Annotated in this window: 24 protein-coding genes; 14 read left to right on the top strand and 10 right to left on the bottom strand. The window is 67.6% G+C overall.

From position 1 onward, the window contains the following. The first annotated feature begins 311 nt into the window (after window positions 1-311). Both AC4JJG_RS13650 and AC4JJG_RS13645 read left to right on the top strand, forming a co-directional pair. Window positions 312-1,790 carry a catalase gene (locus AC4JJG_RS13650; RefSeq protein WP_495398356.1) on the top strand — a complete coding sequence of 493 codons (1,479 nt, stop codon included), beginning with the start codon at window positions 312-314 and terminating at the stop codon, window positions 1,788-1,790. Between the two features lie 206 nt (window positions 1,791-1,996). Then, window positions 1,997-2,161 (top strand): hypothetical protein, encoded by a 165-nt coding sequence (locus AC4JJG_RS13645; RefSeq protein ID WP_495398357.1) that lies wholly within the window; start codon window positions 1,997-1,999, stop codon window positions 2,159-2,161. 22 nt (window positions 2,162-2,183) lie between these two features. On the opposite strand, the gene AC4JJG_RS13640 is transcribed toward AC4JJG_RS13645, so the two are convergent. Continuing rightward, a complete protein-coding gene (locus AC4JJG_RS13640; protein WP_495398358.1) occupies window positions 2,184-2,405 on the bottom strand; it encodes an RNA-binding S4 domain-containing protein in 222 nt (73 codons plus the stop codon). A gap of 80 nt (window positions 2,406-2,485) precedes the next feature. Between AC4JJG_RS13640 and lysX the strand changes: the two genes are divergently transcribed. From lysX to AC4JJG_RS13620, 4 genes are all read left to right on the top strand, one after another. Next, window positions 2,486-5,833 (top strand): bifunctional lysylphosphatidylglycerol synthetase/lysine--tRNA ligase LysX, encoded by a 3,348-nt coding sequence (gene lysX, locus AC4JJG_RS13635; RefSeq protein ID WP_495398359.1) that lies wholly within the window; start codon window positions 2,486-2,488, stop codon window positions 5,831-5,833. Between the two features lie 67 nt (window positions 5,834-5,900). Next, window positions 5,901-6,464, top strand: coding sequence for a ribonuclease E activity regulator RraA (rraA, locus tag AC4JJG_RS13630; protein WP_495398360.1), 564 nt, complete (start codon window positions 5,901-5,903; stop codon window positions 6,462-6,464). Window positions 6,465-6,502: 38 nt separating this feature from the next. Beyond that, a complete protein-coding gene (locus AC4JJG_RS13625) occupies window positions 6,503-8,056 on the top strand; it encodes a succinic semialdehyde dehydrogenase (protein WP_495398361.1) in 1,554 nt (517 codons plus the stop codon). Window positions 8,057-8,058: 2 nt separating this feature from the next. After that, entirely contained in the window at window positions 8,059-8,895 is an 837-nt protein-coding gene (locus tag AC4JJG_RS13620) for an alpha/beta fold hydrolase (RefSeq protein ID WP_495398362.1), read from the top strand. An 11-nt stretch (window positions 8,896-8,906) separates the two neighbouring features. On the opposite strand, the gene AC4JJG_RS13615 is transcribed toward AC4JJG_RS13620, so the two are convergent. Together AC4JJG_RS13615 and AC4JJG_RS13610 are read right to left on the bottom strand one after the other, a co-directional pair. Beyond that, window positions 8,907-9,794 carry a hypothetical protein gene (locus AC4JJG_RS13615; protein WP_495398363.1) on the bottom strand — a complete coding sequence of 296 codons (888 nt, stop codon included), beginning with the start codon at window positions 9,792-9,794 and terminating at the stop codon, window positions 8,907-8,909. A 150-nt stretch (window positions 9,795-9,944) separates the two neighbouring features. After that, window positions 9,945-10,637 (bottom strand): DUF6474 family protein, encoded by a 693-nt coding sequence (locus AC4JJG_RS13610; RefSeq protein ID WP_495398364.1) that lies wholly within the window; start codon window positions 10,635-10,637, stop codon window positions 9,945-9,947. A 196-nt stretch (window positions 10,638-10,833) separates the two neighbouring features. Here AC4JJG_RS13610 and AC4JJG_RS13605 point away from each other — a divergent pair, with 196 nt between their 5' ends. Next, window positions 10,834-12,543 (top strand): TM0106 family RecB-like putative nuclease, encoded by a 1,710-nt coding sequence (locus AC4JJG_RS13605; protein WP_495398366.1) that lies wholly within the window; start codon window positions 10,834-10,836, stop codon window positions 12,541-12,543. An 11-nt stretch (window positions 12,544-12,554) separates the two neighbouring features. On the opposite strand, the gene AC4JJG_RS13600 is transcribed toward AC4JJG_RS13605, so the two are convergent. Then, window positions 12,555-13,607, bottom strand: coding sequence for a hypothetical protein (locus tag AC4JJG_RS13600; protein ID WP_495398367.1), 1,053 nt, complete (start codon window positions 13,605-13,607; stop codon window positions 12,555-12,557). 280 nt (window positions 13,608-13,887) lie between these two features. Here AC4JJG_RS13600 and AC4JJG_RS13595 point away from each other — a divergent pair, with 280 nt between their 5' ends. Genes AC4JJG_RS13595 through AC4JJG_RS13585 form a run of 3 tightly spaced genes read left to right on the top strand, consistent with a single transcriptional unit; the run spans window position 13,888 to window position 16,094 of the window. Continuing rightward, on the top strand, window positions 13,888-14,451 hold the full coding sequence (locus AC4JJG_RS13595) for an XRE family transcriptional regulator (protein WP_495398368.1): 564 nt from the start codon (window positions 13,888-13,890) through the stop codon (window positions 14,449-14,451). Between the two features lie 35 nt (window positions 14,452-14,486). Further along, on the top strand, window positions 14,487-15,005 hold the full coding sequence (locus AC4JJG_RS13590; protein WP_495398369.1) for a hypothetical protein: 519 nt from the start codon (window positions 14,487-14,489) through the stop codon (window positions 15,003-15,005). Beyond that, window positions 15,006-16,094: an MAB_1171c family putative transporter gene (locus AC4JJG_RS13585; protein WP_495398370.1), complete on the top strand. Its 1,089-nt coding sequence runs from the start codon at window positions 15,006-15,008 to the stop codon at window positions 16,092-16,094. It abuts the gene before it with no gap. Between the two features lie 86 nt (window positions 16,095-16,180). On the opposite strand, the gene AC4JJG_RS13580 is transcribed toward AC4JJG_RS13585, so the two are convergent. The 4 genes from AC4JJG_RS13580 to AC4JJG_RS13565 all read right to left on the bottom strand — a co-directional run bounded on the left by AC4JJG_RS13580 (window position 16,181) and on the right by AC4JJG_RS13565 (window position 19,593). Then, window positions 16,181-16,942 (bottom strand): SDR family NAD(P)-dependent oxidoreductase, encoded by a 762-nt coding sequence (locus AC4JJG_RS13580; protein ID WP_495398371.1) that lies wholly within the window; start codon window positions 16,940-16,942, stop codon window positions 16,181-16,183. 138 nt (window positions 16,943-17,080) lie between these two features. Further along, window positions 17,081-17,791: a TMEM165/GDT1 family protein gene (locus AC4JJG_RS13575; protein WP_495398372.1), complete on the bottom strand. Its 711-nt coding sequence runs from the start codon at window positions 17,789-17,791 to the stop codon at window positions 17,081-17,083. A gap of 114 nt (window positions 17,792-17,905) precedes the next feature. Continuing rightward, window positions 17,906-18,427 (bottom strand): peptidase, encoded by a 522-nt coding sequence (locus tag AC4JJG_RS13570; protein ID WP_495398373.1) that lies wholly within the window; start codon window positions 18,425-18,427, stop codon window positions 17,906-17,908. A 149-nt stretch (window positions 18,428-18,576) separates the two neighbouring features. Then, on the bottom strand, window positions 18,577-19,593 hold the full coding sequence (locus AC4JJG_RS13565) for a quinone oxidoreductase family protein (protein WP_495398374.1): 1,017 nt from the start codon (window positions 19,591-19,593) through the stop codon (window positions 18,577-18,579). A gap of 56 nt (window positions 19,594-19,649) precedes the next feature. Here AC4JJG_RS13565 and AC4JJG_RS13560 point away from each other — a divergent pair, with 56 nt between their 5' ends. From AC4JJG_RS13560 to AC4JJG_RS13545, 4 genes are all read left to right on the top strand, one after another. Continuing rightward, the gene (locus tag AC4JJG_RS13560; protein ID WP_495398375.1) at window positions 19,650-20,285 is read left to right on the top strand and encodes a TetR/AcrR family transcriptional regulator; all 636 of its coding nucleotides are present in this window, start codon (window positions 19,650-19,652) and stop codon (window positions 20,283-20,285) included. Then, window positions 20,286-21,872 carry an alpha/beta hydrolase gene (locus tag AC4JJG_RS13555; RefSeq protein ID WP_495398376.1) on the top strand — a complete coding sequence of 529 codons (1,587 nt, stop codon included), beginning with the start codon at window positions 20,286-20,288 and terminating at the stop codon, window positions 21,870-21,872. Between the two features lie 129 nt (window positions 21,873-22,001). Then, entirely contained in the window at window positions 22,002-24,020 is a 2,019-nt protein-coding gene (locus AC4JJG_RS13550) for an ABC transporter ATP-binding protein (protein WP_495405781.1), read from the top strand. Further along, window positions 24,017-24,766, top strand: coding sequence for an energy-coupling factor transporter transmembrane component T family protein (locus AC4JJG_RS13545; protein ID WP_495398378.1), 750 nt, complete (start codon window positions 24,017-24,019; stop codon window positions 24,764-24,766). The genes AC4JJG_RS13550 and AC4JJG_RS13545 overlap by 4 nt, the downstream gene beginning before the upstream one ends. Before the next feature lie 212 nt (window positions 24,767-24,978). Here AC4JJG_RS13545 and AC4JJG_RS13540 read toward each other — a convergent pair whose 3' ends face one another. Next, a complete protein-coding gene (locus AC4JJG_RS13540; protein ID WP_495398379.1) occupies window positions 24,979-25,623 on the bottom strand; it encodes a superoxide dismutase in 645 nt (214 codons plus the stop codon). Window positions 25,624-25,823: 200 nt separating this feature from the next. Then, window positions 25,824-25,985 carry a hypothetical protein gene (locus AC4JJG_RS13535; RefSeq protein ID WP_495398380.1) on the bottom strand — a complete coding sequence of 54 codons (162 nt, stop codon included), beginning with the start codon at window positions 25,983-25,985 and terminating at the stop codon, window positions 25,824-25,826. Window positions 25,986-26,142 lie beyond the last annotated feature (157 nt).

Genomic DNA, 26,142 nt, shown 5'->3' with positions numbered 1-26,142 from the left:
CCGTTGGTCAGGTCTTCTGTGTCGCCTCGAGATTCCGCGTACCATCGGTAGCAGCCCCGTGATCTGCACGGTGCTCCGGTGTGCCGCACGCACAGCCCGCGTGCGACGCACTGTCATCGCCGGTGAACAACCGTCAAATACCAACCGCGAGAACGCATTCCGAGCCCTGGCCACGTGAAGGTCCGAGCGGACCGCCGAAATATGTGGTAGCACGGGTACAGGAGTGCAGCTACGTGGTGCGCTCAATTCACCGGCGAAATGCGGGCCCGACGAGATTCGTCGCGCCGCACGCGGTAGATCGAGGAGTTGATATGTCGACCCAGAACGACCCGAAACAGAAGACGAACACCGAGAATTACACGACCACCGATTCGGGGGCGCCCGCAGGCAGCGATGAGCATTCGCTGACCGTCGGGGCAGGCGGCCCGATCGTCATGCACGATCACTACCTGCTCGAGCAGATGGCGCAGTTCAACCGGGAGCGCATCGCCGAACGTCAGCCACATGCCAAGGGCAGCGGCGCATTCGGCACCTTCGAGGTCACCGGTGACGTGTCCGACTACACGGCCGCCGCGCTCTTCCAGCCGGGTGTGAAGACCGACATGATGGCGCGATTCTCCACCGTCGCCGGTGAGCGGGGCAGCCCCGATACGTGGCGTGACCCACGCGGTTTCGCGCTGAAGTTCTACACCACCGAGGGCGTCTACGACATGGTCGGCAACAACACCCCGGTGTTCTTCATCAAGGATCCGATGAAGTTCCAGCACTTCATTCGGTCGCAGAAACGCCGGGCGGACAACAACTTACGCGATCATGACATGCAGTGGGATTTCTGGACCCTATCGCCGGAGTCGGCCCACCAGGTCACCTGGCTGATGGGTGACCGCGGCATCCCGAGCAGCTGGCGGCACATGAACGGCTACAGCTCGCACACCTACCTGTGGGTCAATGCCGACGGCGTCAAGCACTGGGTCAAGTATCACTTCATCACCGATCAGGGCGTCGATTTCCTCACCCAGGAGGAGGCCGACAAGCTCGCGGGCTCCGACGGTGACTTCCACACGCGCGACCTCTTCGACAACATCGCCAAGGGCAATCATCCGAGCTGGACGCTGAAGGTGCAGCTGATGCCCTTCGACGATGCCAAGACCTACCGGTTCAACCCGTTCGACCTGACCAAGGTGTGGCCGCACAGCGATTACCCGCTGCACGAGGTCGGCAAGATGACGCTGCACACGAACCCGACCGATCACCACTCGCAGATCGAACAGGCGGCCTTCGAGCCGAGCAATGTGGTCCCGGGCATCGGATTCAGTCCCGACCGCATGCTGCTCGGCCGGGTGTTCTCGTACTCCGACGCACACCGGGCCCGCATCGGAGCCAACTACAAGCAGATTCCGGTCAACATGCCGCGCAACGAGGTCCGCAGCTACTCCAAGGACGGCGCGATGCGAATTCACCCGGTGTCCGATCCGGTGTACGCCCCGAACTCCAAGGGCGGTCCGGCGGCGGATTATCCCGGGCAGCCGGAGCCGCAGTGGGCGGCCGACGGGGAGATCGTACGGTCTGCGTACGTCGACCATCCCGAGGACGACGACTGGGGCCAGGCGGGCACGCTCGTGCGCGAGGTGATGGATGACGCGGCCCGCGACCGGCTCGTCAGCAACGTCGTCGGCCACCTGTCCGACGGTGTCACGGAGCCGGTTCTGGAGCGTGCGTTCGAGTACTGGCGGAACGTCGATCAGACCATCGGCGACCGCATCGCGGAGGGTGTTCGGCAAGGCGCGTAACGCCTGCCGCTCGACCGTCGATAAGCCCAGGTGAGTGCCCCCGGAAGCAACCGGCACGCCGGGTGCAGATCACATTGTGATAACCGTACGAAAACGGCTACAGTGATGTGAACGCCAAGTCCGTGACAGCAAACATATGCTGTCCTCGGCGCCCGAGCGCAGCTCGGGTCGACGACAAGTCACGAGCGAACAGGGAAGTGATCCGAATGAAGTCGGCAACCTCGGTATTGGGTCCCCGGACCGGCCTGCGCCGGTCGGTTCTCGGCTCGATCACCGGACGTCGTCTCGGACGGATGCGCACCTCGCGTATGTTCCCGGCGGAGGCCGAACGCCTCGCCACGCCGGCCGAACTCGAGCGCCTCTCGTCCTGACCGCGGCGTCGCCGCCGGGCCATCACCCGGCGGTGACGCGCACCGCGGGGCCGTTCTCGATCTCCACCACATCACCCGGCACCAGTTGTCGTCCGCGTCGGGTTTCGACGTCGCCGTTCACCAGAACCACACCGTCGGCGATCACCAGCTTCGCCTCGGCGCCGGTGTCGATCAGGTTCGCCAGCTTCAGGAACTGACCGAGCCGGATGGAATCGTCGCGTATCGGAATCTCGTCCACACGCATGATTCTGCCCGATGGTGACCCACCTGTCGGAACGCCACTTTCCAACGCGCCCCACCGGTGAACCGGATTACCGTGTCCCCATGACGTTGCAGGAGAACGCCGCCGAAGTGCGTTCGCGGAAACTCGTCGATCACATGCGCGAACCCGGCGGGTTCGGACGGAACGCTCCGCGCATCGTGGGCGGCGTGGTCGGTGTGCTCGCCGGCATCGCGCTGCTGTCCAGTGTCTTCCCCGCCTTCCGGCGACTGATCCATGTCCCACGCGACTACGTCGACACCTTCGTGATGACGTTGCCGGACACCAGCTTTGCGTGGGCATTCGTCCTCGCGCTGCTGTCCGTCGCACTGGGGGCGCGCAAGCGCATCGCCTGGTGGATCGTCGTCGGTTATCTGATCCTCTTCATCATCGGCAGCGCGATCTATCAGGTGCCGGCCTTCGCGGATACGCTCGCGGTCACCGAGAGCGACCGCATCAATCTGGCCATCGGTATCACCATCGACGTCGCGGCCCTGATCTTCCTGCTGGCGACCCACCGGCAGTTCTACACACGGGTCCGGCGTGGCGCGGTGCCGGCCGCGCTCGGTGTTCTGGTCGTGGGCATGACCATCGGCACCCTGCTGGGCTGGGGTCTCGTCTGGCTGTTCCCGCACACGCTGACCCGCGCCGACCGATTGCCCTACGCCTTCAATCGGGTGGTCGCGTTCACCACGATCGACGCCCAGCCGGCCTTCGGCGGCAGACACGCGTACCACGTGGTCAACGGGATGCTCGGCCTGTTCGGCGCGCTGGCCCTGATCGCCGCCACCATCGTGCTCTTCCGCTCCGTCCGGCTGCGTTCGCTCATCACCTCCGACGACGAGAAGCTCGTCCGTGCGCTCATCTCCCGGTACAACGACGACGATTCGCTGGCCTACTTCTCCACCCGCCGTGACAAGGCGGTGGTGTTCTCGCCGGACGGTCGCGCGGCCATCACCTACCGCGTGGAAGTGGGTGTCGCCGTGGCGGGCGGCGACCCGGTCGGCGACCCGGCCTCCTGGGATGACGCCGTCGCGGAATTCCTCACGCTGTGCGACCGATACGGTTGGCATCCGTCGTCGATGGGCTCGAGCAGCCGCGGTGCACATGCCTATGTGAAAGCCGGACTCGACAGCCTGAACATCGGCGACGAAGCGATCATCGAGTGCCGGAAGTACACCCTCAGCGGTCCGGCGATGAAGAGCGTGCGGCAGGCGGTCACCCGCACGCGGCGGGCCGGGATCACCATCCGCATCCGCAGGCACGGCGAGTTGGACGCCGACGAGCTGACGGCCATGGTGAAGCGTGCCGACGACTGGCGTGACACCGACGAGGAACGCGGTTTCGCGATGGCGCTCGGCCGTCTCGGCGATGTGCAGGACGGCAACTGTCTCCTGGTGGAGGCGGTGTCCGCGGCGGGCACCGACGACGAGCGGGTCGTCGGCATGCTGTCCTTCGTGCCGTGGGGCCGCAACGGTGTCTCGCTCGATGTGATGCGCCGCGACCGCGACGCGGTGAACGGTCTGGTCGAGGCCATGGTCACCGAACTCGCCACCACCGGACCCCGCTACGGAGTCACGCGGATCTCGTTGAACTTCGCCACTTTTCGCGCGTTCTTCGAACGCGGAGGCGAGATGGGCGCTGGCCCCGTCATGCGGCTGACGTATTCGGCGCTGATGTTCGGCTCGCGGTTCTTCCAGATGGAATCGCTCTACAAGTCGAACGCGAAGTATCAGCCGGACTGGGAGCCCCGATTCCTGACCTTCGAGGATTCGCGGGTGCTTCCGCGGGTCGGACTGGCCGCGGTCATCGCGGAAGGCTTCGTACGGCTCCCTCGCTTCGGACGTGAGCGGCACTACGTCGGGGGCGAGGGAGCCATTCCGCCGGGCGTCGACGCCGACGAACTCATCGCGTTACTCGGCTCGGAGAGTGAGGCGGAGAAGTCGGAGGTGCACCGGCCCGAACAGGTGCGGGTCCGGTTGGCGAAACTCGACAAGCTCGTCGCCGACGGTATCGATCCGTACCCGCCGGCCGATCCGCCGACGCACACCATCGCACAGGCGATCGCAGCTCCTCTCGGCACCCCGGTGCGGATCGCGGGTCGCATCACCCGCGAGCGGGACTTCGGGAAGGTGGTCTTCGCGCTGATACACGACTGGTCCGGGGAGATCCAGATACTCGTCGACGCTGCGGTCATGGATTCCGGCGCACCGGATTTCGCATCCACGGTGGACCTGGGAGACCTGATCGAGGTGACCGGCGAGATCGGCACCAGCAGGCGCGGGGAACTGTCGGTCCTCGCCACGTCCTGGCGGATGCTCGGCAAATGCCTGCACCCGCTCCCGGACAAGTGGAGCGGCCTGGCCGACCCGGAAGCGCGGGTGCGGCAACGGTATCTGGATCTCGCGATCAACCCGCGGACGCGCGAACTGCTGGCCATCCGCAGTGCGGTGGTGCGGTCCATGCGTGACTTCCTCACCGCACGTGGATATCTGGAGGTGGAGACGCCGATGCTGCAGCAGGTGCACGGCGGCGCCAACGCGACACCCTTCCGCACGCATATCAACGCCTACGATCTGGATCTGTACCTGCGCATCGCGCCCGAGCTGTACCTCAAACGACTGTGCGTCGGCGGCGTCGAGAAGGTTTTCGAGATCGGACGGAACTTCCGCAACGAGGGCGTCGACTTCAGCCACAATCCGGAGTTCACCAGCCTCGAAGCCTATGCGGCACACGGTGATTACCGCCAGATGCTCGACCTGACGCGGGAGATGATCCAGAACGCGGCGATTGCCGCGTACGGCGAACCGGTGATCGTGCGCACCACGGACGACGGTACGACCGAAACCGTCGACATCTCCGGGCCGTGGCCCATCCGTACCGTCCACGAGGTGGTGTCGGAGGGTGCCGGTGCCGACATCACCCCGGATACCGGCGTCGATGAACTGCGCGCCATCTGCGATCGTCTCGGCATCGCCTACCGGACCGATTGGGACGCCGGTCAGATCATCCTCGAACTCTACGAACATCTCGGCGAGGACCGCACCACCTTCCCGACCTTCTACATCGACTTCCCGACGTCGACGTCGCCGCTGACCCGGGCGCACCGCGACGTACCCGGGGTCGCCGAGCGCTGGGATCTGGTGGCCTGGGGAGTCGAGCTGGGGACGGCCTACACCGAGCTGACCGATCCGGTGGAGCAACGCAAGCGGCTCACGGCGCAGTCGGTCCTAGCCGCGGGAGGCGACGCCGAGGCGATGGAACTCGACGAGGACTTCCTCACCGCCCTCGAATACGCGATGCCGCCGACCGGCGGCCTCGGCGTCGGCGTGGACCGGGTCGTCATGCTCATTACCGGTCAGTCGATCCGGGAATCACTGGCCTTCCCGCTGGCCAAGCCACAGGAGAACTGACCGGTCCGCGGAGGTTTGTCTGTACCGCCCCGTCACAGGTAGTCGGGGTGACACCTAGAATGGGGCCATGACTGACCTGACCTTTACCCCGACCGCGGATCTGGTGGACGAGATCGGCGATGGCGTCCGCAGCTGCGACACCCAGTTCACCCAGTTCGGTGGCGCCCGCGAATTCGTCGGCCGGGTGACCACGGTGAAGTGTTTCCAGGACAACGCACTGCTCAAGTCGATTCTCGGTGAATCCAATCCCGGCGGCGTGCTGGTCGTCGACGGTGCCGAGTCGGTGCACACCGCGCTCGTCGGCGACATCATCGCCGAGTTGGCGCGTTCCAACGGCTGGGTCGGCATCATCGTCAACGGCGCGATCCGCGACGCGAAGGCGATCGGCGAGATGGAGATCGGGGTCAAGGCACTCGGCACCAATCCGCGGAAGTCCAGCAAATCGGGGGTCGGCGACCGCGATGTGCCGGTGACCATCGGCGGGGAGACCTTCGAATCCGGCGACATCGTCTACTCCGATGACGACGGCATCGTGCTCGTCGCCGCCGACAACACCGAGCAGGCGGAGGCCGGCGCCGCTGCCGGGCCCGCCACCGACGACTCCGGCGCGGCCGGGTCCACCGAGTCCTGAGACCACACACCGAGCAGTACTCCAGAGGGGGAACCATCATGCCGAAGCCCACACCCGACTACTTCCGTCGGCTGGCCGCACTCGTGGCCATCGACGACGCCGAGAAGCGGCCCACCCGTCCGGTGCTCGAAGCGTTCAGCGGCATCGAGATGGCGACCATCCCGGTGGGCACCGCCGAGGACCTCGACGCCGCGGTCGCCCGTGCCCGGGTGGCGCAGGAGGGCTGGGCACTGCGCACCCCGGCCGAGCGTGCGAAGGTCATCAACCGGTTCTCCGAACTCGTCTACGAGCACCTCGACGACCTGATGGACATCGCCCAGGCGGAGACCGGCAAGGCCCGGATCTACGCCCAGGAGGAGGTTCTCGACGTCGCGCTCACGGCCCGCTTCTATGCCCAGAACGGGCCGAAGATGTTGTCGGAGAAGCGGGTCAAGGGCATGCTGCCGGGCGCCACGAGCGTGCGCGTGCGGTATCAGCCCAAGGGTGTGGTCGGCGTGATCAGCCCGTGGAACTACCCGATCACCCTGGCCGTCTCCGATGCGGTTCCCGCGCTCCTCGCGGGCAACGCGGTCGTGATCAAGCCCGACAGCCAGACTCCGTACTGTGCGCTCGCCGTCGCCGAACTGCTCTACGAGGCGGGACTTCCGCCGGAGCTGTTCGCCGTCGTTCCCGGACCGGGAAGCGTTGTGGGACAGGCCATCATGGCCAGCACCGACTATGTGATGTTCACCGGATCGTCGCAGACCGGCGCCGACCTCGCCGAGCAGGCCGGTCGTCGCCTCATCGGCTTCTCCGCCGAACTGGGTGGCAAGAACCCGATGATCGTCACCGCATCGGCCGATATCGACCGGGCCGTGGAAGGTGCTGCGCGCGCCTGCTATTCGAATTCCGGGCAGCTCTGCATCTCCATCGAGCGGCTCTACGTCGACAAGGCGATCGCCGACGAATTCACCCGGCGGTTCGGTGAATTCGTGTCCGGCATGACGCTGAACGCAGCCTACGACTTCACCGCCGACATGGGCTCGCTGGCATCGGCGGCGCAGATCGACGGCACCGAGGCACACGTGAAGGACGCGGTCGCCAAGGGCGCCACGGTGGTCGCCGGTGGTCGTCGCCGGGCGGACCTCGGCCCGTACTTCTTCGAGCCGACCGTCCTGAGCGGCGTCACCGAGGAGATGGACTGCTACCGGAACGAGACCTTCGGTCCGGTCGTGGCGATCTACCCGGTCGACTCCACCGACGAGGCCGTGAAGCTGGCCAACGACACCGAATACGGCTTGAACGCCAGCGTTTTCGCGGGCAGCAGCGACGAGGCCAACGCCGTCGCCGATCGCCTGCGCGCGGGCACGGTCAACATCAACGAGGGCTACGGCGCCGCCTGGGCGTCGACGGCCGCTCCGATGGGCGGCATGGGCGTCTCGGGTATGGGGCGGCGCCACGGCGAGGAGGGGCTGATCAAGTACACCGAGCCGCAGACCGTCGCCGAACAGCGCTTCATCGGCATCGACAAGGCGCCCCTCATCCCGAAGAACATCTATCGGGCGTTGACCCCGATGGCCGTCAAGGCGTTGCGCCACCTGCCGGGGCGCTGACCGTGACCGGCCGGCTGACCGAATTCGTCAATGGCCCATACTTTTTTGATGTCATCGACGAGGGGCCGATCGACGGGCCGGTTGTCGTGCTGCTGCATGGATTTCCGCAGCGCGCATCGTCGTGGAACGAGGTCGCACGCCTCCTGCACGCCGAGGGCTTCCGGACCATCGCCCCGGATCAGCGTGGATACTCGCCGCGCGCCCGGCCGGCGCGCAGGCGGGATTACGCGATCGGCGAACTCGTCGGCGATGTCCTCGCACTGATCGATGCCGTCGATGCCGGCCCGGTGCACCTCGTCGGACACGACTGGGGTGCCGCCGTCGCCTGGGCCGTGGCCGGTGCCCACCCGGATCGGATACGGACGCTGACCGCGCTGTCCGTGCCGCACACGGGTGCCTTCATCCAGGCCATGCCGCGCGGTCAGCTCGTCAAGTCCTGGTACATGGCGTTGTTCAACCTGCCGAAGATCCCGGAACTGCTGATCGGCAAGCTTCTTCGATCACCGCGGGCGCTGACCAAACTCGGTGTGCGCGAAGCACATCCGGGCGCGACCTACGAGGAGATCGTCGACTCGGGTGCGCTGAGCGGAGGTCTGAACTGGTACCGCGGCATCCCGTTCACCGCCCGGCCGGATCGTCCACGGCCGGTGACGGTTCCGACGACGTACCTCTGGAGCGATCGGGACATGGCGCTGGGCCGGGCGGGCGCCCGACTCACGTCTCGGTGGGTGCAGGCACCGTACGAGTTCCGCGTGATCCGCGGAGCCGATCACTGGCTGCCGGAAAAGCGGCCCGCCGAGGTCGCCGACGCGATCATCACTCGCGCCCGCACCCGCTGACGGGGCGCCCGTCAGTCGCGGGCGCGCCGCCGCAGCACGGTGATCAGGATGAACAGCGCGGCCGCGAGTGCTGCGGCCGCGATCGGGATGCGACGATCGTTGGTCGGCAATTCGGTGGGCGCGCCGGACCGCAGTTGCGCGAAAGTGGCTCGCCGAGCATCGGATTCGGCCACCACATCGACGACCTTCGAGGCCGCGGGCTGTGCGCTCGCCGTCGGCTCCGGAGCCTTCGGGGCGCCGGGCTTCTCGGATGCGGGGGTCTTCGGTGCCGCCGGGGCCTTCGGTGCCGCCGGGGTCTTCGGTGCAGCCGGAGTCGACGCCGCAGGGGCGGTCGGCTCGGCCGGAGGCGCCGCGTGCTTCGGTGCTGCGGGCGGAGCCGCGGGAGCCGGTGACTTCGTCGGCGGTGCCGCATGCTTCGGCGCCGCAGTCCCGCTCGCTTCGCTCCCGGCGCCTGCAGAACCGGGCCCGCTCGCCTGCGGAGGAGCAGTCTTCGGCGGTGCCTTTTTCGCCGGCGCCTTCTTGGCGGGCGCAGCCTTTTTCGCCGCTGCCTTCTTTGCCGGAGCAGCCTTCTTCGCGGGTGCCTTCTTCGGCGGTGCCTTCTTTGCTGCTGCCTTCTTGGCGGGCTCCGCCCCGGTCGCCTCGGCAGTGCGCTCGTCGGCGCCGAGCGCATCGAGTGACAGCTGATCCGGATCCGACGCACGCTCCGCACCCGCCGGAACGATATTCGGCGAGTCGGTCCCGCTCGCTTCGCTCCCGGCGCCCGCAGAATTGGGCCCGCTCGCTTCGCTCCCGGCGCCCGGTGACGATGTGGGCCCGCTCGCTTCGCTCCCGGCGCCCGACTGATTGGGCCCGCTCGCTTCGCTCCCGGCGCCCGGTGTGTCGTCGTCCGGATGAGTCATCGGCTCAAGCTCCCTCATGCGTTGCGTCGGCGAAATGTCGTACACGGTGGATTCCCCGGTATCCCGCCACCTGACTGCGATGCTACCGAGTCGACCGGGTGAAAATAGCGGACCATCGTCCCGTCGCCGGCACGGCGACGCGGCGGTGGGTCAGGACTGCACGCCCAGGCGGGCGAGGACGTCCGCGTCGATGGCCGTCAGTTCCTTGTCGATCGACTGGTGAGCGTTGCGGCGCTGCCCGGGCGGCATGGTCTCGGCGGCATCGACCGCGATCGCGAGATTGTCGAGACGGGTCGCCATGGCCGACACGAACGCGGTGGCCTCGGCACTCGAGTCTTTCGCCGCGACCTTGTCCAGAGCGCTGCGTGCCCCGCTGATGCGGGCCGACAGCGACGCGCCCGGCCCGGAGAACTGGCGCAGGACGTCGGCCGAGACACCGGCGCGACGCGCCTGGAGTTCGGTGACCTGACCACGCGCGGCCACCGCCGCGCGGTACGCGATGGGCACCACGATCGGCGCGACGAGACGGGCGACCGTCATATAGCGGCGCACACTGGCCGGGCTCAGCTTATTCGCGTCCGCGTCGACCTTCGCCTTCGCCAGAACCGCCTTCGTCTCGGCCTTCGAGGCCTTCTCCTGGGCCTTGGCGGCCACCTTCGCGGCCTTGCCCTGCTGCTTCAGTTCCTTCTTCCGGTACTTGTCCTCGGCGCGACGCCGGGATCGCTGGGACTTCCGGTGGGATTTCGCCTGGAGCTTGGCCTCCAGCTTGGCTTTTGCCTTCAGTGCCTTGGCCTCGGCCCGACGCTGCGCGCGGGTCTTGCCGTCGGACGAGAACAATCCCATCTGCGGACTACCTCCTGGTGCGATCTGATGCGGCCTACCTACGGTCACCATCGGACCTGCCGAGCAGGACCGGTCGACGTCGACTCGGAAGAAACGCCGAGCGATCGTGCGGTGCGCTGGTACAAGCATTACATAGGGTCGATGGCAGCGGTTCCGGCAGACGCCTCGCCGCGCGCGTCGACGAAAGGGCGGACGAGTGGCGACAGTGGTGCTGCATCCCCGCGATCTCGCGGGATGCGAACACCGGCTTGCCCTCGATTTCGCGCACCCCGAGCTCGTCCGGGACCGGCCCGACACCCCGGAGGCGCAGCGACGCAAGGAGGCGGCCGCCGACCACCGCACAGGTGTCCGCGACATGCTCCGTGGCCTGCACAGCGATCAACCGCCGGGGACCTTCGTGATCGTCGAGGGCGACCACCACGAGGCGCGGCGCCGGGCCACGCAGGAGGCGTGCGAGGCCAAGGCCGACTGGATCTGGAATGCCACGCTGCCCACCGACCGCGCCGCCGGTCGCCGCGGACATGCCGAACTGCTGGTGCGGCAGGGCGAGGGCTACCTGCCGGTCATCGTCGTCAATCACCGCGTCAGCTACCCGGCAGGCAAGTCGAATCGGAACCGGCGCAACGGAAAGGGCCGCAACGGTACCGGGGCCGAATCGGCATCACCGCCGGCCGCCACTCAGCCTCCGCCGTCGACGATCACCAGCCCGGTCTGGACCTGGGCGCCCACCCCGGACCCGACCCGTAACGGCCGCAACCAGCGCCGCGACCTGCTGCGACTCGCGCAGTTGACCGCCATGCTGATCGACCTCGGGCTGGCCCACACCGACGACCCCGACGCCCTGCAGGCAGGCGTGATCGGACTCGACGCCGACTGCATCGTCGTCTACGACATGGCCCCGGTCCTGGCCGACTACACCGAGACCTTCGCCCGCCGTGCCGCGATCGCCAGTCAGGAGGTCGCCACCGAACCCCGCCGCATCGGTGAATGCCGCAGTTGCCCGTGGTGGACCCGCTGCGGCCCCGAACTCGAGGAACGGCGCGACGTGAGTCTGGTTGTCGGCGGGAAGCAGAGCGAGCTGCTCGCCGGCATCGGCATCCACACCATCGACCAACTCGCCCACTACCGGGGCGACCCGCCGGAGGACTGGCCCGGCAACGTGAACTTCGACGACGCGGTGGTGCAGGCGATAGCCTGGCTCACCGGCACGCAGCTCATCCGCAGACTGCACGAACCGACGGTCGCTCGCGCCGACATCGAGGTCGACGTCGACATGGAGAGCTACGGGGAGTCCGGCGCCTACCTCTGGGGCACCCTGCTCACCGACACCACAGATCCACTACGGCCGGTGCGGTACCGGCCGTTCGTCACCTGGGAGCCGTTGCCCACCCGCGACGAGGCACGGTCCTTCGCCGAGTTCTGGGCGTGGCTGACGGCCGAACGTGACGCCGCCCGCGAGGCCGGGAAAACCTTTGCGGCGTACTGCTATTCACAGCAGGCGGAGAACCGGTGGCTCCTCGGTTCGGCCCAGCGGTTCGAGGGAGCGCCCGGCATCCCGACGCTCGCCGAGGTGGAGGCCTTCATAGCCTCGGACGAATGGGTGGACATCTACGAGGCCGTCGGACGGAACTTCATCTGCCCCAACGGCAAAGGTCTCAAGCGGGTCGCGCCGGTGGCGGGCTTCTCGTGGCGCGATCCCGATGCCAGCGGAGAGGCGTCCATGGATTGGTACCGCGAGGCCGTCGGTCTCGGCGACACCGCACTGGACCCGACCCAGCGACAGCGGCTCCTCGAGTACAACGAGGACGACGTCCGTGCCACCAAGGTGTTGCGGGAATGGATCACCAGCGGGGCACGGGAAGCGCTGCCACACGTCGATGAGGTCCTCGCCTTCCGTCGCGACTGATCGTCGGCGGATCAGGCACGGGTGCTGCGCAGGGCTTCGAGGAAGGAGCCGCTGCCGAGCAGTGCGAGCGCACCGAGCAACAGCAGACCTCCCGGCGCCAGGCCGATGATGATCTTGCGGACAGACGTCAGCGCCGGTTCTCCGCTGACTGTCGGACCCGGCAGCGGGAGCGGTGCAGCGACCGGGACATTCGGATTCGCCGGGGCCGGATCGTTCTTCGGGGCCGGGGGTGGCGCCGGTGCCGCAGCACTTCCACCCGATGCACTACCGGAGCCTGCTCCTCCCCCTCCCGAGCCGCCGCCCGGTGCCACTGCGCCGGGCGCGGCGTTCTGGTCGGCGGTGGGGCGACTGGGCACCGGGGCGGGTGCTCGTGGCGCAGCGGGCTGCGCTGCGGGCGGATCGTCGTCGGCCTGCTGGTCCTTGCTGCTGCTGCCGGGGGTGAACCCGGTGCCGGGGGTCGCGGGTGCCGGCTTGGGGGACGGGACGGTATGGCCACCACCGAAGGACGGCGGCTTCGGGGTGCCACCGGGGGCGGTCGGACCGGGGTCGTCGGTCGTCGGACCCGGATCTGTTGTGGGTCCGGTGGGATCGGTCGTGCCACCGGGGCCGTCGCCGTCGCCGTCGTCATCGCCGTCGCCGTGATCGTGGCCGCCGCCCAGTCCGCCGCCGTGGCCCGACCCACCGTGGCCCCAGCCGCCGCCGTGACCCGATCCGTGGCCCGAGCCCGGTCCGTTTCCGGGGCGGGAGCCGCCGTATTCGCGGCCACTCCGACGTCCCTGCTCGCCGAAATCGGTGTCGGGCCCGCTGTAACCGCCGCCGACGTTGTCGTTATCGCCCGGTCCGCCGAAGCCCCCACGTGTGCCGCCGGAGTCGCTGCCGCCGGAGTTGGTGCCACCGGATCCGGCGGTGCCCGATCCGGGCTCGGAAATGGCTGCACCTGCACCGATAATGAGAATCGCGAGCGCGATGAGGGCGGCGAGGACCGCGGCGACGGTGCCGCGACGCCGGTTGGTCGTCGGGCGAGGTGCGCGGTGCTTCATCGGTGGGCCCCCTGTGCTGAACATGTGAATCCTAGCGGTGTCTCGTCCGCGGCACGAAAATTTTGTTTACGGAGTTGTGGCTGCACGGGGGGTCTCCGGTAAGATTTGATTTGCTTGTGAACACGTAATTCACGATCGCGTGTGAACAACGCCACAAAGGGGATCCCGAACACCATCGTCACAGGTGACTCGGGTAAGGGAGGGGCCGACTGCAGCCGTCGACCGGAACTGGTCGTTGCATTGAGGTTGCAGCAGGCATTTAATGTTTGCACGTTCAAGTTTCGGGTTTGCGCCGGGGAGAATCATGAATTCACGTAGTACGGAGAAGCCGACGAGCGACGTCGGAAGCGAGGATCGCCTCCGAACGGAGCCCGCGGTCGATCCTGGCCTGTTCGCGCGGCGTCTCGAAGAACTGTTCCGTACGGTTCCCGGCCCCAATGGTCGCGCCTACAGCGCCAAGGCCATCGCGGCCCGATCGACGGAGCGGGGATTCCGCCTCGGTGAGTCGTACCTGAGTCAGCTGCGCTCCGGCAAGGCGAAGTCGCCGTCGTTCCGCACCGTCGAGGGGATTGCCGCGGCCTTCGGTGTCGATGTGCACTACTTCCTCGAGGATCGCGCGGCGCAGCGCACCCGCGACGAGATCGATCTGATGCGTCTGCAGGCCGACACCAACGTGCAGCTGGCCGCCTTCCGCCTGGCGGGACTGTCCAGCGATTCGGTGACCGTCGTCAACGAACTCATCAAGGTCCTTCGCGAACAGCAGGGCCTGCCGAAGGATCCGCCGGACGTCATCGCCGCGGGCATCAGCACCGATGCCGCCGCCGACTCCCGGCTGCGGGTCGTCGGCGGACAAGAGTCGACCGACTGACCGGCCGCCGGTCACCTCTGCGAATCGATTCACCCATGCGGACCGAACGTGCGCTGCGTGCCCTGTGCCGTGACGCGCTGAAGGGTCTGGACCTCGATCTCCCCCTCGACGTCGAACAATTGTGCACGCGGTACGGCGAACGCCGGGGCCGCCCCATCAAACTTCTCGCGCACCCGCTGCCCGCCGGTGTCCCCAACGGGATCTGGCTCGCCGCGGAGGATGCCGATTATTTCTTCTACCAAGCAAATACCTCGCCGGCGCATCAAGATCAGATCGTGATCCACGAATTCGGTCATCTCATCGCGGGGCACCAGATGCTCGGGTCGGTCGCCGCATCGGCGGCCGCGCTGGCGGTGGGACCGTCGGACGACGACTCCGACGCCGCGCTACGGCGCACCTGCTACTCCGACGACCGGGAGTGGGAGGCCGAGATGCTCGCCTCCCTGATCCTCACCTGGGCCGAGGAGGCCAGGGAGACCGTCGGCAAGACCTCGGACAACTCCGAGGTGCGTGGTCTGCAACGGTTGCTGGGCGGTCACCGGGGGTGGCTGTAGGTGATCGTCGTCGGTGTCGTCAACGTCATCGCCGCCGTCGTCTTCGCGGCGGCGCTGTGCTGGCGCCTCGAGCAGATCCGGCGGCAGGGCGGCGGTCTGCAGCCGCTGGCCATGACGGCCGCCATCGCCGCTCTCACGCTGGCCTTCGTGGTGTCCAACGACGACGTGTCCGCGGCGATCGACAGCGTGTTCTTCACCGGCGCCCAGCGAGTCGCCTTCTACGCCCTGCTCGCCATCGGGGTCGCCGCCCTCATCATCGTGTTCTTCTTCCCGGACCGGTCCACGAGCCGGGAGCGACGTGCCGGTATCGAAGCCGTCCCGCTGGTCGTCGCGCTCATCGGCCTGCAGGTCACGATGCTCGTGATCCCCACCGATCTGCGGACCGAGAACATCTCCGACTGGACGGTCAAGAACGTCGCCTTCGCACTGTTCGTACTGATCGCCAGCGCCTACCTCGCCTACGGCTTCATCGCCTGCGTGCGCAGCATCCGGCGGTTCTTCGAACTGGCGGAGGGATACCTGCGCACCTCGCTCGGCCTGTTGCTCGGCGGGCTGGCGCTGCTCGCACTCAGTTCGCTGATGCAGATCGTGTTCGTCGTCGGGGCGGGCAGCGGTGTCCTGCAGTGGGCGTGGCTGATGCGGGCCAGTCGCATCATCTCGGTGATCGGGGTGGTGGCGTTCCTGGTGGGCATCAGTTACCCGATGCTGCACGGGCGGTGGCAGATGATCACCTCGCGGCGCCGCGCCGCCCGTCACGCCGACGACCTGCTACCGCTGTGGACGCTGGTCACGGGTGCGATTCCGGAGGTGGTGCTGCCGACGCAGGGGGTGCAGTCGGGCCCGATGCGACTGCGGCGACGCGTGGTGGAGATCCGCGACGCGCTCACGCAGCTCAGCCCGTATCTGTCGCCGGACTTCGAGGTCGTCGACGACGTGGCGCGCGCGGAGATGCTGGAGATGGCGGTCGACGAGTACCGGGCCGTGGGCAGGCCGAGCGGCGCGGTGTGGGACGTACTGCCCAGCAACGGGGACGACCTGGACGCCGACGCGGAGGCGCTCGTCCGGGTGTCCCGGTTGTTGCCGGCGTGAGCCCGGCGTAACCGTCACCGCTCCGGTCTCCGGGCGCCCTCCCGGGCACTGTCGGGACCGCAGCGGTGACGGTTACGCCATCGACGTCAGCGCGGCGCCATCCGGATGGCGCCATCCATGCGGATCGTCTCGCCGTTCAGGTAATCGTGCTCGACGATGAACTCCGCGAGCTGTGCGTACTCGTCCGGCTTGCCGAGACGCTGCGGGAACGGGATCGCCGCCGCGAGGGTCTTCTGGAATTCCTCGGTGATGCCGGCCAGCATGGGCGTCTCGATGGTGCCGGGCGCGATGGTGCAGACGCGGACACCCGCGCGGGCGAGGTCGCGGGCGGCCGAGATGGTCATCGCGTGGACGCCGCCCTTCGAAGCCGAGTAGGCGATCTGACCGATCTGACCTTCGAAGGCCGCGACCGAGGCGGTGTTGATGATGACGCCGCGCTGACCGTCCTCGTCGACGACCGGCTCGTTCTGCATGCGGTTGGCGGCCAGGCGCATCACGTTGAACGTGCCGACCAGGTTGATGTTGATGATCTTCTGGAACAGGTCGAGCGAGTGCGGCCCGTCCTTGCCGAGGATGCGGGCGGCCCAGCCGACGCCGGCACAGTTGACGGCGGCGCGCAGGGGCAGGCCGGATTCGGTGATCGTCGCGATGACGCTCTCGATATCGCTCTCGCTGGTGACATCGCCGGGGACGAGTGTCACGCCGTCGGCGCGCTCGGCCTTGTCGATCGAGGGCTGCAGGTCGACACCGAAGACCTGCGCTCCTGCTGCGGCGAAGCGACGGGCGGTGGCGGCGCCGAGGCCGGAGGCCGCGCCGGTGACCAGGACGGAGGAACCGGAGACATCCATCGGGAATCCTTTCGAAGGGTGCGGATCCGGACTGCCCTGCTCGGAATCTCACGAGGTCGTCGGCGCGGGCCGGATCACGGGACTGACAACGATCACCCTAGAGGGAGGCGGCGATGGTCCCCGCGACAACCCCGGCGATCACCGAGCGACCGTTCGGCTCTCGTCGTCGGTGACGATCCGGGACGCCTCGGCGCGACGGACCCGCCGGATGTAGAACGCACCCACACCGATCAGGACGACCACTGCGGACAGGGTAGACATCACGACGATCAGCGAGGCGCCGGAGAGACCCTCGTACAGAAGCCAAGCGGCGAAGGCGAAGAACAATACGGCCGCGCCCCGGGCGATCATCTGCTCCGGCAGGTGCCTGCCGAGCAGCGCGCCGACCGCGATCGCGAGCGCGTCGGCGGCGACCATGCCGATCGTCGAGCCGATCCAGACACCGAGCCAGTCGTTGTTGGTGGACAGCGTGATGGTCGCGAGCATGGTCTTGTCGCCGAGTTCGGCGAGGAAGAACGACGACATGACGGCGAAGAACACCGATGCGCCGACCCGCTCGGCCTTGGTGGCCTCACCGTCGTCGAGGCTGTCACCGCGCAGCGTCCACAGTCCGAAGACCAGCATCGCCAGACCCGCGAGTATCGACATGACGTCGGTGGGGATGGACAGTCCGAGGAAGTGGCCGAAGAAGACCGACACCGCATGGACGGCGGTGGTGGCGACGGTGATGGCGGTCAGCACCACCCACCAGCGGTAGCGCAATGCATAGGTCATGGCCATCAGCTGCGATTTGTCACCGAGTTCGGCGACGAAAATCACGCCGAAACTCAGGAGCAGGGCAGCGATCATGAACGCCAGGTTAGGGTGCCCACACCCGAGTCTGCAACACCTCGCTCACCCGCATTTCCGCAGGTAGGGGCCACAAAAAGTAAAGTTTGGGTGCCCTAAATCGGTTGGCGCAGGTCAGGCGGCCAGCAGCATCGCGAGGACCGCGGTGTCGGGGTCGGTGTGGGGATCGAGCCCGACCTGATTGCGCAGGGTCACCACGGTGCCGTCGGCCTCCGCCTCGGCCCATCCGGCGCGATGCTCCAGGCCGAGTTCCGGGAGTCCGGGAAGCAAGACGCAGCCCGAGGCGACCTGTGAACACTCCGGCAGTGACGGACGCGTCTGCGACGGCGGATGCAGCATCACCAGAGCCGGCGGATTGGTCAGGAAGCGGCCTGCCTCGACGAAGGTGTCGTCGAAGACGTTCCCGACCGCGACCATCATCCCGATCGCGTCGGGGTCGTCGTCGGGCCGTTCCTCGACGACCCCGAAGATCGTGGTGGTCGGCAGAAAGCCGGGGCGGCAGGCGATGCGCACCGACGCCACCAGCGTCTGCGTCCATTCGAGGGTTGTCTGCGGCCAGCGGCCCGAGATCAGGATCCCGTTCAGTTGCCCGTCCTGCTGTACCGGCGTCAGGCCGATCGGTATCGAGGTGGTCATCACGATCTCCCCTCTGTGGGTCACCGCGCCACGGCCCGGTGAGCTCCAGGAGTCGACCGGCCGGTGGCCGATCGTGTGAGAAAGAATCCTCCCGTCGACACGGGTCTTCAACTCGACACGGCCGTCCGACCCAAGGTTTTGCTTCGTCGTTACTCGAGTCGGACCCGGTCATCGAATGTCAGGACGACCTTTCCGCGGAGATGTCCCCGGCGTTGCAGCCGAATTGCGTCGGCGGTCTGCTCGAGCGGCACCTCGGCATGGATCAGGGGACGGATCCGCCCGGACGCGGTCAGGTCCAGCAACCGTCCGGTGTCGGCGGCGGACGCCGAGCCGAAGACGCCATGGACTCGCTGTCCGGCGAGTGCCGCGGCAGGTACGGACAGCTGCTCGCGGCCGAAACCGCCGAGCAGTCGCCCACCGCCCTCGCCGCCGATCACGACGATCTGGCCACCCGGACGCAGCGACTGCCTCAGCTCACGGACCGGTCGGCGTCCGGCGGTATCGAGGATCACATCCCAGGCGCGTCCGGAATCCCCCAGTGCCGCAGTCGTATACGAGAGGGTGTCGGTCGCTCCCAGGGCGATGACCGTCGCGGCGGCCTCCGGGCGACACACCCCGGTGACCGACGCACCGCGCAACGTCGCGAGCTGCACGAGCAGATGGCCGATTCCACCTGCCGCACCTATCACCAGAACCGTTGTGCCCGTGGTGATATCGACCTTGTCGAGGGCGGCCAGCGCGGTTGCGCCGGAGGTGGGTAGGGCAGCCGCCTGTGCGTCGGTCACCGCGGCCGGGATGAGGCTGATGTTCGCGGGCGAGGCGCGCACGTACTCGGCGAACGCGCCGGCGCAGTGTCCGGCCACGCGTTGTCCCACAGCGAATCCGGCGACCGCGGCACCGGTCTGTTCGACGACCCCGGCGACGTCGGTACCGAGGCGGTTGGATCGCGGTCTCGGTATACCGAAGGCGAGGCGTCCGGCCCAGGGCAAGCCCGTCAGGATGTGCCAGACGTCCGGCCCGGTCGAGGCGCGGGTGACGCGGACGATCACGTCACGTGGGCCGCAGTCGGGCCGGGGGACGGTGCGCACCTCGATCCGGGACTCGTCGCCGTACCGGTCACGAACCGCGGCACGCATCGTGCCCGGCTCACCTGTCGGTCTTTGCATCGGAACACCCTTCCGCTAAGGTCGTCGACGTCATACTTACACTGTAAGTCACGGGAGTGGAATTGGCTCTGAACCGCACGATCGTCCTCGAGGGCGCTGTTCGGCTGGCGGACGAGAAGGGGCTCGACGCACTGACGATGCGGTCTCTCGGTGCCGCGCTCGGCGTCGAGGCGATGTCGCTGTACAACCACGTGCGCGGCAAGCCCGAACTTCTCGACGGCATGGTCGACATGGTGTTCGGCGAGATCGCGCAACCGTCCGACGACCTCGATTGGCGGACGTGGCTGCGGCAGCGCGCCGAGTCGTTGCGCGACGTGCTTCGACGCCACCGATGGGCGATCGGCCTGCTGGAATCGCGAACCGCGCCCGGTCCGGCGACATTGCGTCACCACGACAGCGTCCTCGGCTGTCTCCGGCAGGCCGGATTCTCGGTACCGGCCGCGGGGCACGTCTACGCCCTGCTGGACAGCTACGTGTACGGATTCGCGTTGCAGGAGGTGAACCTGCCGAGCCTCGCGCCCGATTCGCCGGACATGGACAAACTCCTGGACGCGGTGCGGTCCGCAGACTATCCGCACCTCGTAGAATTCGCGATGGAGCGAGTCGTCCAACCCGGTTACGACTTCGGTGACGAGTTCGCCGTCGGCCTGGAGATGGTTCTCGATGCGGCCGCAGAACTGTTGGGGGAGTAGATGTTCCATCGAAGCACGAGCACCGCTCGCACGCGTACCGCCGATCTGATCCTGACGATGATCGGTGCGGTCATCCTCGTCGCCGGTTCGGGATGTTCTCCGGATGCGGGGCCTACGCGCGGCACCGAGCGCCCGGCCACCGACCTCGGGCCCATTGCCTGGCGGGACTGTGATCCGGCGCGAGGTCCGGCCGACCAGGCCCTGATCAAGGCAGGCGCGAAATGTGGCACCTACCAGGTCCCTCTCGACTATTCCTCTCCGGCAAGCGGTTCCATCGACATCGCGGCGGCCTTCCGGCCCGCCGACGATCCCTCTCGACGCCTCGGCACACTGTTCGTCGAGACCGGCGGGCCGGGACCGTCGCGGGACGGAGTGGTCGTCGCCGTTACCGGCACCGAAGGTCTGGGGCCGTTGCCTCCGTTCCTCGCCGAACGCTACGACCTCGTCGCCATCGACCCACGGTTCTTCGGTGCGAGTTCGCCGCGTGATTGTGGCTGGAGTACGGACACCTACCTCGCGCGGGTGGCGCAACGGGCGCCCGTCACGATGCGTGCATTCGACGACTCGGTGGTCGCGGCCCGTGCGCTCGCGCGTCAATGTGCTTCCCGCAGTGACGATCTGCGCCACGCCTCCACGCGCAACATCGCCCGGGACATCGACCGGCTGCGACGACACCTGGGCGTCCCGCGCATCTCCTACCTCGGCTGGTCCTACGGCACCTACCTCGGCGCGGTCTATGCGCAGATGTTCGACGGCACGATCGACCGTATGGTCCTCGACAGTGCACTCGACCCGAACGTTTACGGTCCCGACGTGACACGGCACACCGCGCCGGCAACTGCTGCGGCACTGCGTCATTGGGCAGATTGGGCTGCGCGGAGGGATGACGAGCACCATCTCGGGACGACGCCGGAGCGGGTACTGGGCGTGATCGATCGCATCCGGACGCGGGCCGAGGACCGGCCGCTGGTGGTCGGTGACCACCGGATTCCCGCGGATATGCTGCCCGGTCTACTCCTCACCGTCGACGACACCGATGAGTCCTACACCCTCTTCAGCGGCCTCGTCCGCCGGCTGGCATCGGCTGCGGGAGGTGAGCGCGGCCCCGGCTCCCCGATGCTCGATGCGAAGCTCGACCTGTACTCACTGAATCAGCCGATGCCGGACCTGTGGCTGAGCGCGACGGTGGCCAATCAGTGCGCGGATCGTCCCGCCCACCGCGAGCCGGAGTGGTACCTCGGCGACATGGCCGCACACGACGACACGGAACCGATGTTCGGACGGCTGGCGCGCCACATCACACCGTGTGCGTTCTGGCCGACGCAGCCGACCGAGCCCGCGACGCACATCTCTCTCCGCACACCCGCACTGCTCGTCGGCGCCGCGGGCGATCCGGTGGCACCGATCGATGGACAGCGTGCGATGCGGGCAGCGATGCCGAACGCGAGGATGGTGATGCTCGCCGAGGCCTTCCGGCACGGTGTTTACCCCAACGCCGGGTCCTCCTGCGTGAACTCGGTGGTCGAGGAGTACCTCAGGTCGGGGAATCTGCCCCCACGGGATCGGACCTGCCCGCCGTCGACGTGAGCCCGGCCACGATGCGCGGACGATCTATCAGGTCGTGAGGGCGTCCGGCGCTCGACGCCGTCGGACCAAGGGTGACGACCAGGCACAATGGATCGGGTGAGACGATCCGAACCCCTTAACCCGCGGGAGATGGCGACCATCGCCATCTTCGGCGGCCTCACGGTCGCGCTGGTGGTGGTGGCCGCGGTGATCCCGATGGCCACTGCCGTCCGGTTGCTGGCGCCGGTGCCGTTGGCACTGGTCGCGGCGCGCACCAGGCCGCGCGCGCTCATCGCGGCGACGGTTGCCGCCACCGCCGTCAGTTTCGCGATGGCCGGCACCGGGGCCGCGATCTCCGTGCTCGGGTCCGCGTTCATCGCGGGGATCGTCGGCGAATGCAAGCGACGCGGCCGGGGATTCGGATCCCTGTTCGTGACGGCCCTGGTGGCCGCACCGTTTCTCGGTGGACTCTCGGTCCTCGTGATGCTGATCCTGGTCCCGTTGCGCACCCTCGCGCTCAAGACCCTGGAGAACACCGTCGGTGGCGTCGCCAAAGCGGTTCGGCGGGTGTCCGACCCCAGCCCTGTCGCCGACGCGATCGAGGGCTTCGGCCACAACATCGTGACCTGGTGGTGGGTGTGGATGTGGATCTCCGGCGGCCTGGGCACGCTGGTGTCGATCCTGGTCGCCTGGTGGGTGCTCGGCTCGGTCATCGACCGGCTCGCCGCGGTGCCGAGCGAGGACACCCTCGACGGCCACGGAACCGACGGGCGGTCCCCGGACGAGGTGGTGGGGCCGCTGCCGCTGCGCCTCACCGATGTTGTCTTCGGTTACCGCGCCGACGCTCCGCCGATCCTCGACGGCATCGATCTGGAACTGGTCGCGGGCGAGTTCGTCGCGGTCGTCGGTGCGAACGGTTCCGGCAAATCGACGCTCGGCAAGCTGTTGGCCGGTCGTGCACCGACGTCCGGCGTCGTCAGCCGGCCCGGCACAGCCGGGCTCGGACGGCACGGCGGTACCGCGATGGTTCTGCAGCGCCCCGAGACGCAGATGCTCGGCTCCCGGGTCGCCGACGACGTGGTGTGGGGTCTGCCCGCGGACACGACGGTCGACGTGGACCGGGTGCTCGCCGAGGTCGGCCTGGCCGGGTTCGGCGACCGTGAGACCTCGGATCTGTCCGGCGGCCAGCAGCAACGGCTGGCGATCGCCGCGGCCCTGGCGCGCGAACCGGCGTTGCTGATCGCCGACGAGGTCACGTCGATGGTCGATCCGGCAGGCCGTGCCGAACTCCTCGAACTCCTCGCGTCGTTGCCGGGGCGTTTCGGGATGACGGTCGTACTCATCACCCACCGCGGAGCCGAGGCGGCCGCCGCGGATCGTGTGATTCATCTGGAGGGTGGTCGCGTGGCCGCGACGCCGCCGGAATGGGTGACCCGATCCGCCGACCTCCCGGCCGGCATCGTCGCGGCGCCGGTTGCGCACCCGTACCCGCGCCGCGCGCCGCTGCTCGCGCTGTCCGGCATCAAGCACACCTATCTCGACGGCTCGCCGTGGGAGGTGACCGCACTGCACGACGTCTCGCTGACGGTCAATCGTGGTGACGGACTGCTGATCGTCGGCGGAAACGGTTCGGGCAAGACCACTCTCGCGTGGATCATGGCCGGGCTGATCCGCCCGACATCCGGGACCGCGACCCTCCAGGGCACCGATGTGCACGATCAGGTCGGCGAGGTGGCGCTGGCCTTCCAGCATCCGCGCCTGCAGTTGCAGAAGCAGACCGTCGGTGACGAGATCATGGCGGCGGGCGGCCTGCAGACCGGTACCGGAGAGGTGGCCCGTGTTCTCGAGCTGGTCGGCCTGCCCCGCGATATCGCTGCGCGGCAGGTGGATTCGCTCAGCGGAGGACAGATGCGCCGCGTGGTGCTCGCCGGTCTGATCGCCCGACGGCCCTCGGTGCTCGTCCTCGACGAGCCACTGGCCGGCGTGGATCCCTATGCGCGCGTGGAGATCATCGCACTGCTCGCGCGACTGCGCGCCGATGGATTGACCATCGTGATCATCTCGCATGATCTGACCGACCTCGAGTCCGTCGTGGACCGCCGGGTGGTACTCACCGACGGCACTCTCGTCGAGACCACGCTGTCGGTGGAAGGTGTGGTGGCCGAATGAGTATGTCGACGATCCCGTTGCGCGAGGTCCCCGGTGACTCGCCGGTGCACCGGCTGTGGGCGGGCACCAAGCTCGTCGTGGTGATGATACTGGGCCTCCTGACCTGGGTGCTGCCGTCGTGGCCCGCCCTCGGCACGGTCGCCGCATTCGTTGTCGTGACCGCCCTGGTCGCGGGAATCCCGTTGGGCGCCATACCTCGTCCACCGTGGTGGTTCTGGACGCTCATCCTGATCGGCGCGGTCTTCAACCTGTTCTTCAGCGTCGCCGCGCTCATCATCTATCTGCGAACGGTGACACTCGGTCTGGTGGTGGTGTCGAGCTCCATCCTGATCATCTGGACCACACCGCTCGCCGAGATCGCCCCGGCCATCGCGACCCTGATGAAGCCGCTCCGCAGATTGCGCCTGCCGGTGGACGAATGGGCCGTCGCGATCGCCCTGTGCCTGCGCGGTCTGCCGCTGCTGATCGACGAGATGCGTCTGCTTCGCGCCGCACATCGCCTGCGCCCCAAGGCTCCCGCGAAGTCCGGGCATCCGTCCGCGGAGATGGGACTCGTGGACATGATCACCGCGGCGATGTCGAGCGCATTGCGCCGCAGCGCCGAGATGTCGGAGGCGGTGACCGCACGCGGTGGTACCGGCAGGCTCACCGCGTATCCGTCGCGGCCCGGCCGCGCCGACGCCGTCGTACTGACCGTCGTGATCCTCGCCGCCATAGCCGCGATCGTCGTGACGATCCTGCTGTAGAACGTTCGGCCGCACGGCGTCTCGATACGCGTCGGACTCGCTGCGCTCGTTCGTCGCTACTCGACGAGCGAAAAACGTGCTCGCGCTGATCGAGTAGACACCGAGCGCAGCGAGACGACGTATCGAGATCCCACAAACGCCCGACGGCGGCCACCCGGGATGGGTGACCGCCGTCGACGATGCCGAGTCGTGAACGGACTCAGCTGTGAGAATTACTTCGCCGCATAGCCCTCGGGGACGATGAGGTCCTTGCCCTGGCTGGTGGCGCGGGCGTAACGCTGGCCTGCGTCCTCCCAGTTGACGACGTTCCACCAGGCCTTGACGTAGTCCGGCTTCACGTTCTGGTAGTCGAGGTAGAAGGCGTGCTCCCACATGTCGAGCATGACGACCGGGATGATCGCGGCCGGGATGTTGCCGCTCTGATCGGTCAGCTGGAAGGTCAGCAGATTTCCGCCGATGGTGTCATAGGCGAGCACTGCCCAGCCGCTGCCCTGCAGCGTGGTCGCGGCAGCCGTGAAGTGCTTCTGGAAGTTGTCGAAGCTGCCGTACTGCTCGTTGATCTTCTCGGCGAGATCGCCGGTGGGCTCACCGCCGCCGTTGGGCGACAGGTTGTTCCAGAAGATCGAGTGGTTGGTGTGGCCACCCAGGTGGAAGGCGAGCGTCGCGGAGAGGCCGAAGACCTTGTCCGCGATGGTGCCGTCCTCACGTGCCTCGGCCAGCTTCTCCAGAGCCGTGTTGGCGCCCTTGACGTAGGTGGCGTGGTGCTTATCGTGATGGAGCTCCATGATCTTGCCCGAGATGTGCGGCTCGAGAGCGCCATAGTCGTAGGGGAGATCCGGCAAGATGTATTCAGCCACGGTAATCCTCTCTGAGGTACTGCTCGTTGATGCTGTTCGTTTATCGACAAGCGTGAGACTGCGACGTGTCGACGTCGGTCACGCTGCACTGTCCAGCCTTCCGCAGGCTCATGTGGAATGCAACAAACAGGCGAGAAGAAACTTCAAGTCCACTTAAAGAAAGTGTGGGATGACCTGCGCGAAGACAGGTTTCGCCGAGATCAGAGGACGGCGAGCACCACGAACAGCGCGGCGATCGCGACGATGCTGAGGGTGGTGCCGACGCACGACGAGCGCACGTCGTAGATGGCCTGCGGCACGCTTCGCTTACCCAGGTCGGTCCGCAGATGAGCGGCGGTATGCGAATTCGTATACGTCGCCATGACAACCCCCTCGTCACCACATGCCGCTTCCGCGGCTCCGGGGTGCCCGACGCAACCCTGGTTGGAAACGTGACCCTCATCACAGATTCCTTGTGGTGCACATCATATGCAGATGCGATCTGCGCACTCAAGCCGGGGTGGTTCGAGGCGCGTAGGA

The organism is Gordonia sp. B8661-1, assembly GCF_059427765.1.
Note: the sequence above shows the minus strand (reverse complement) of the source record. Positions and strands in the feature narration are given on the sequence as shown.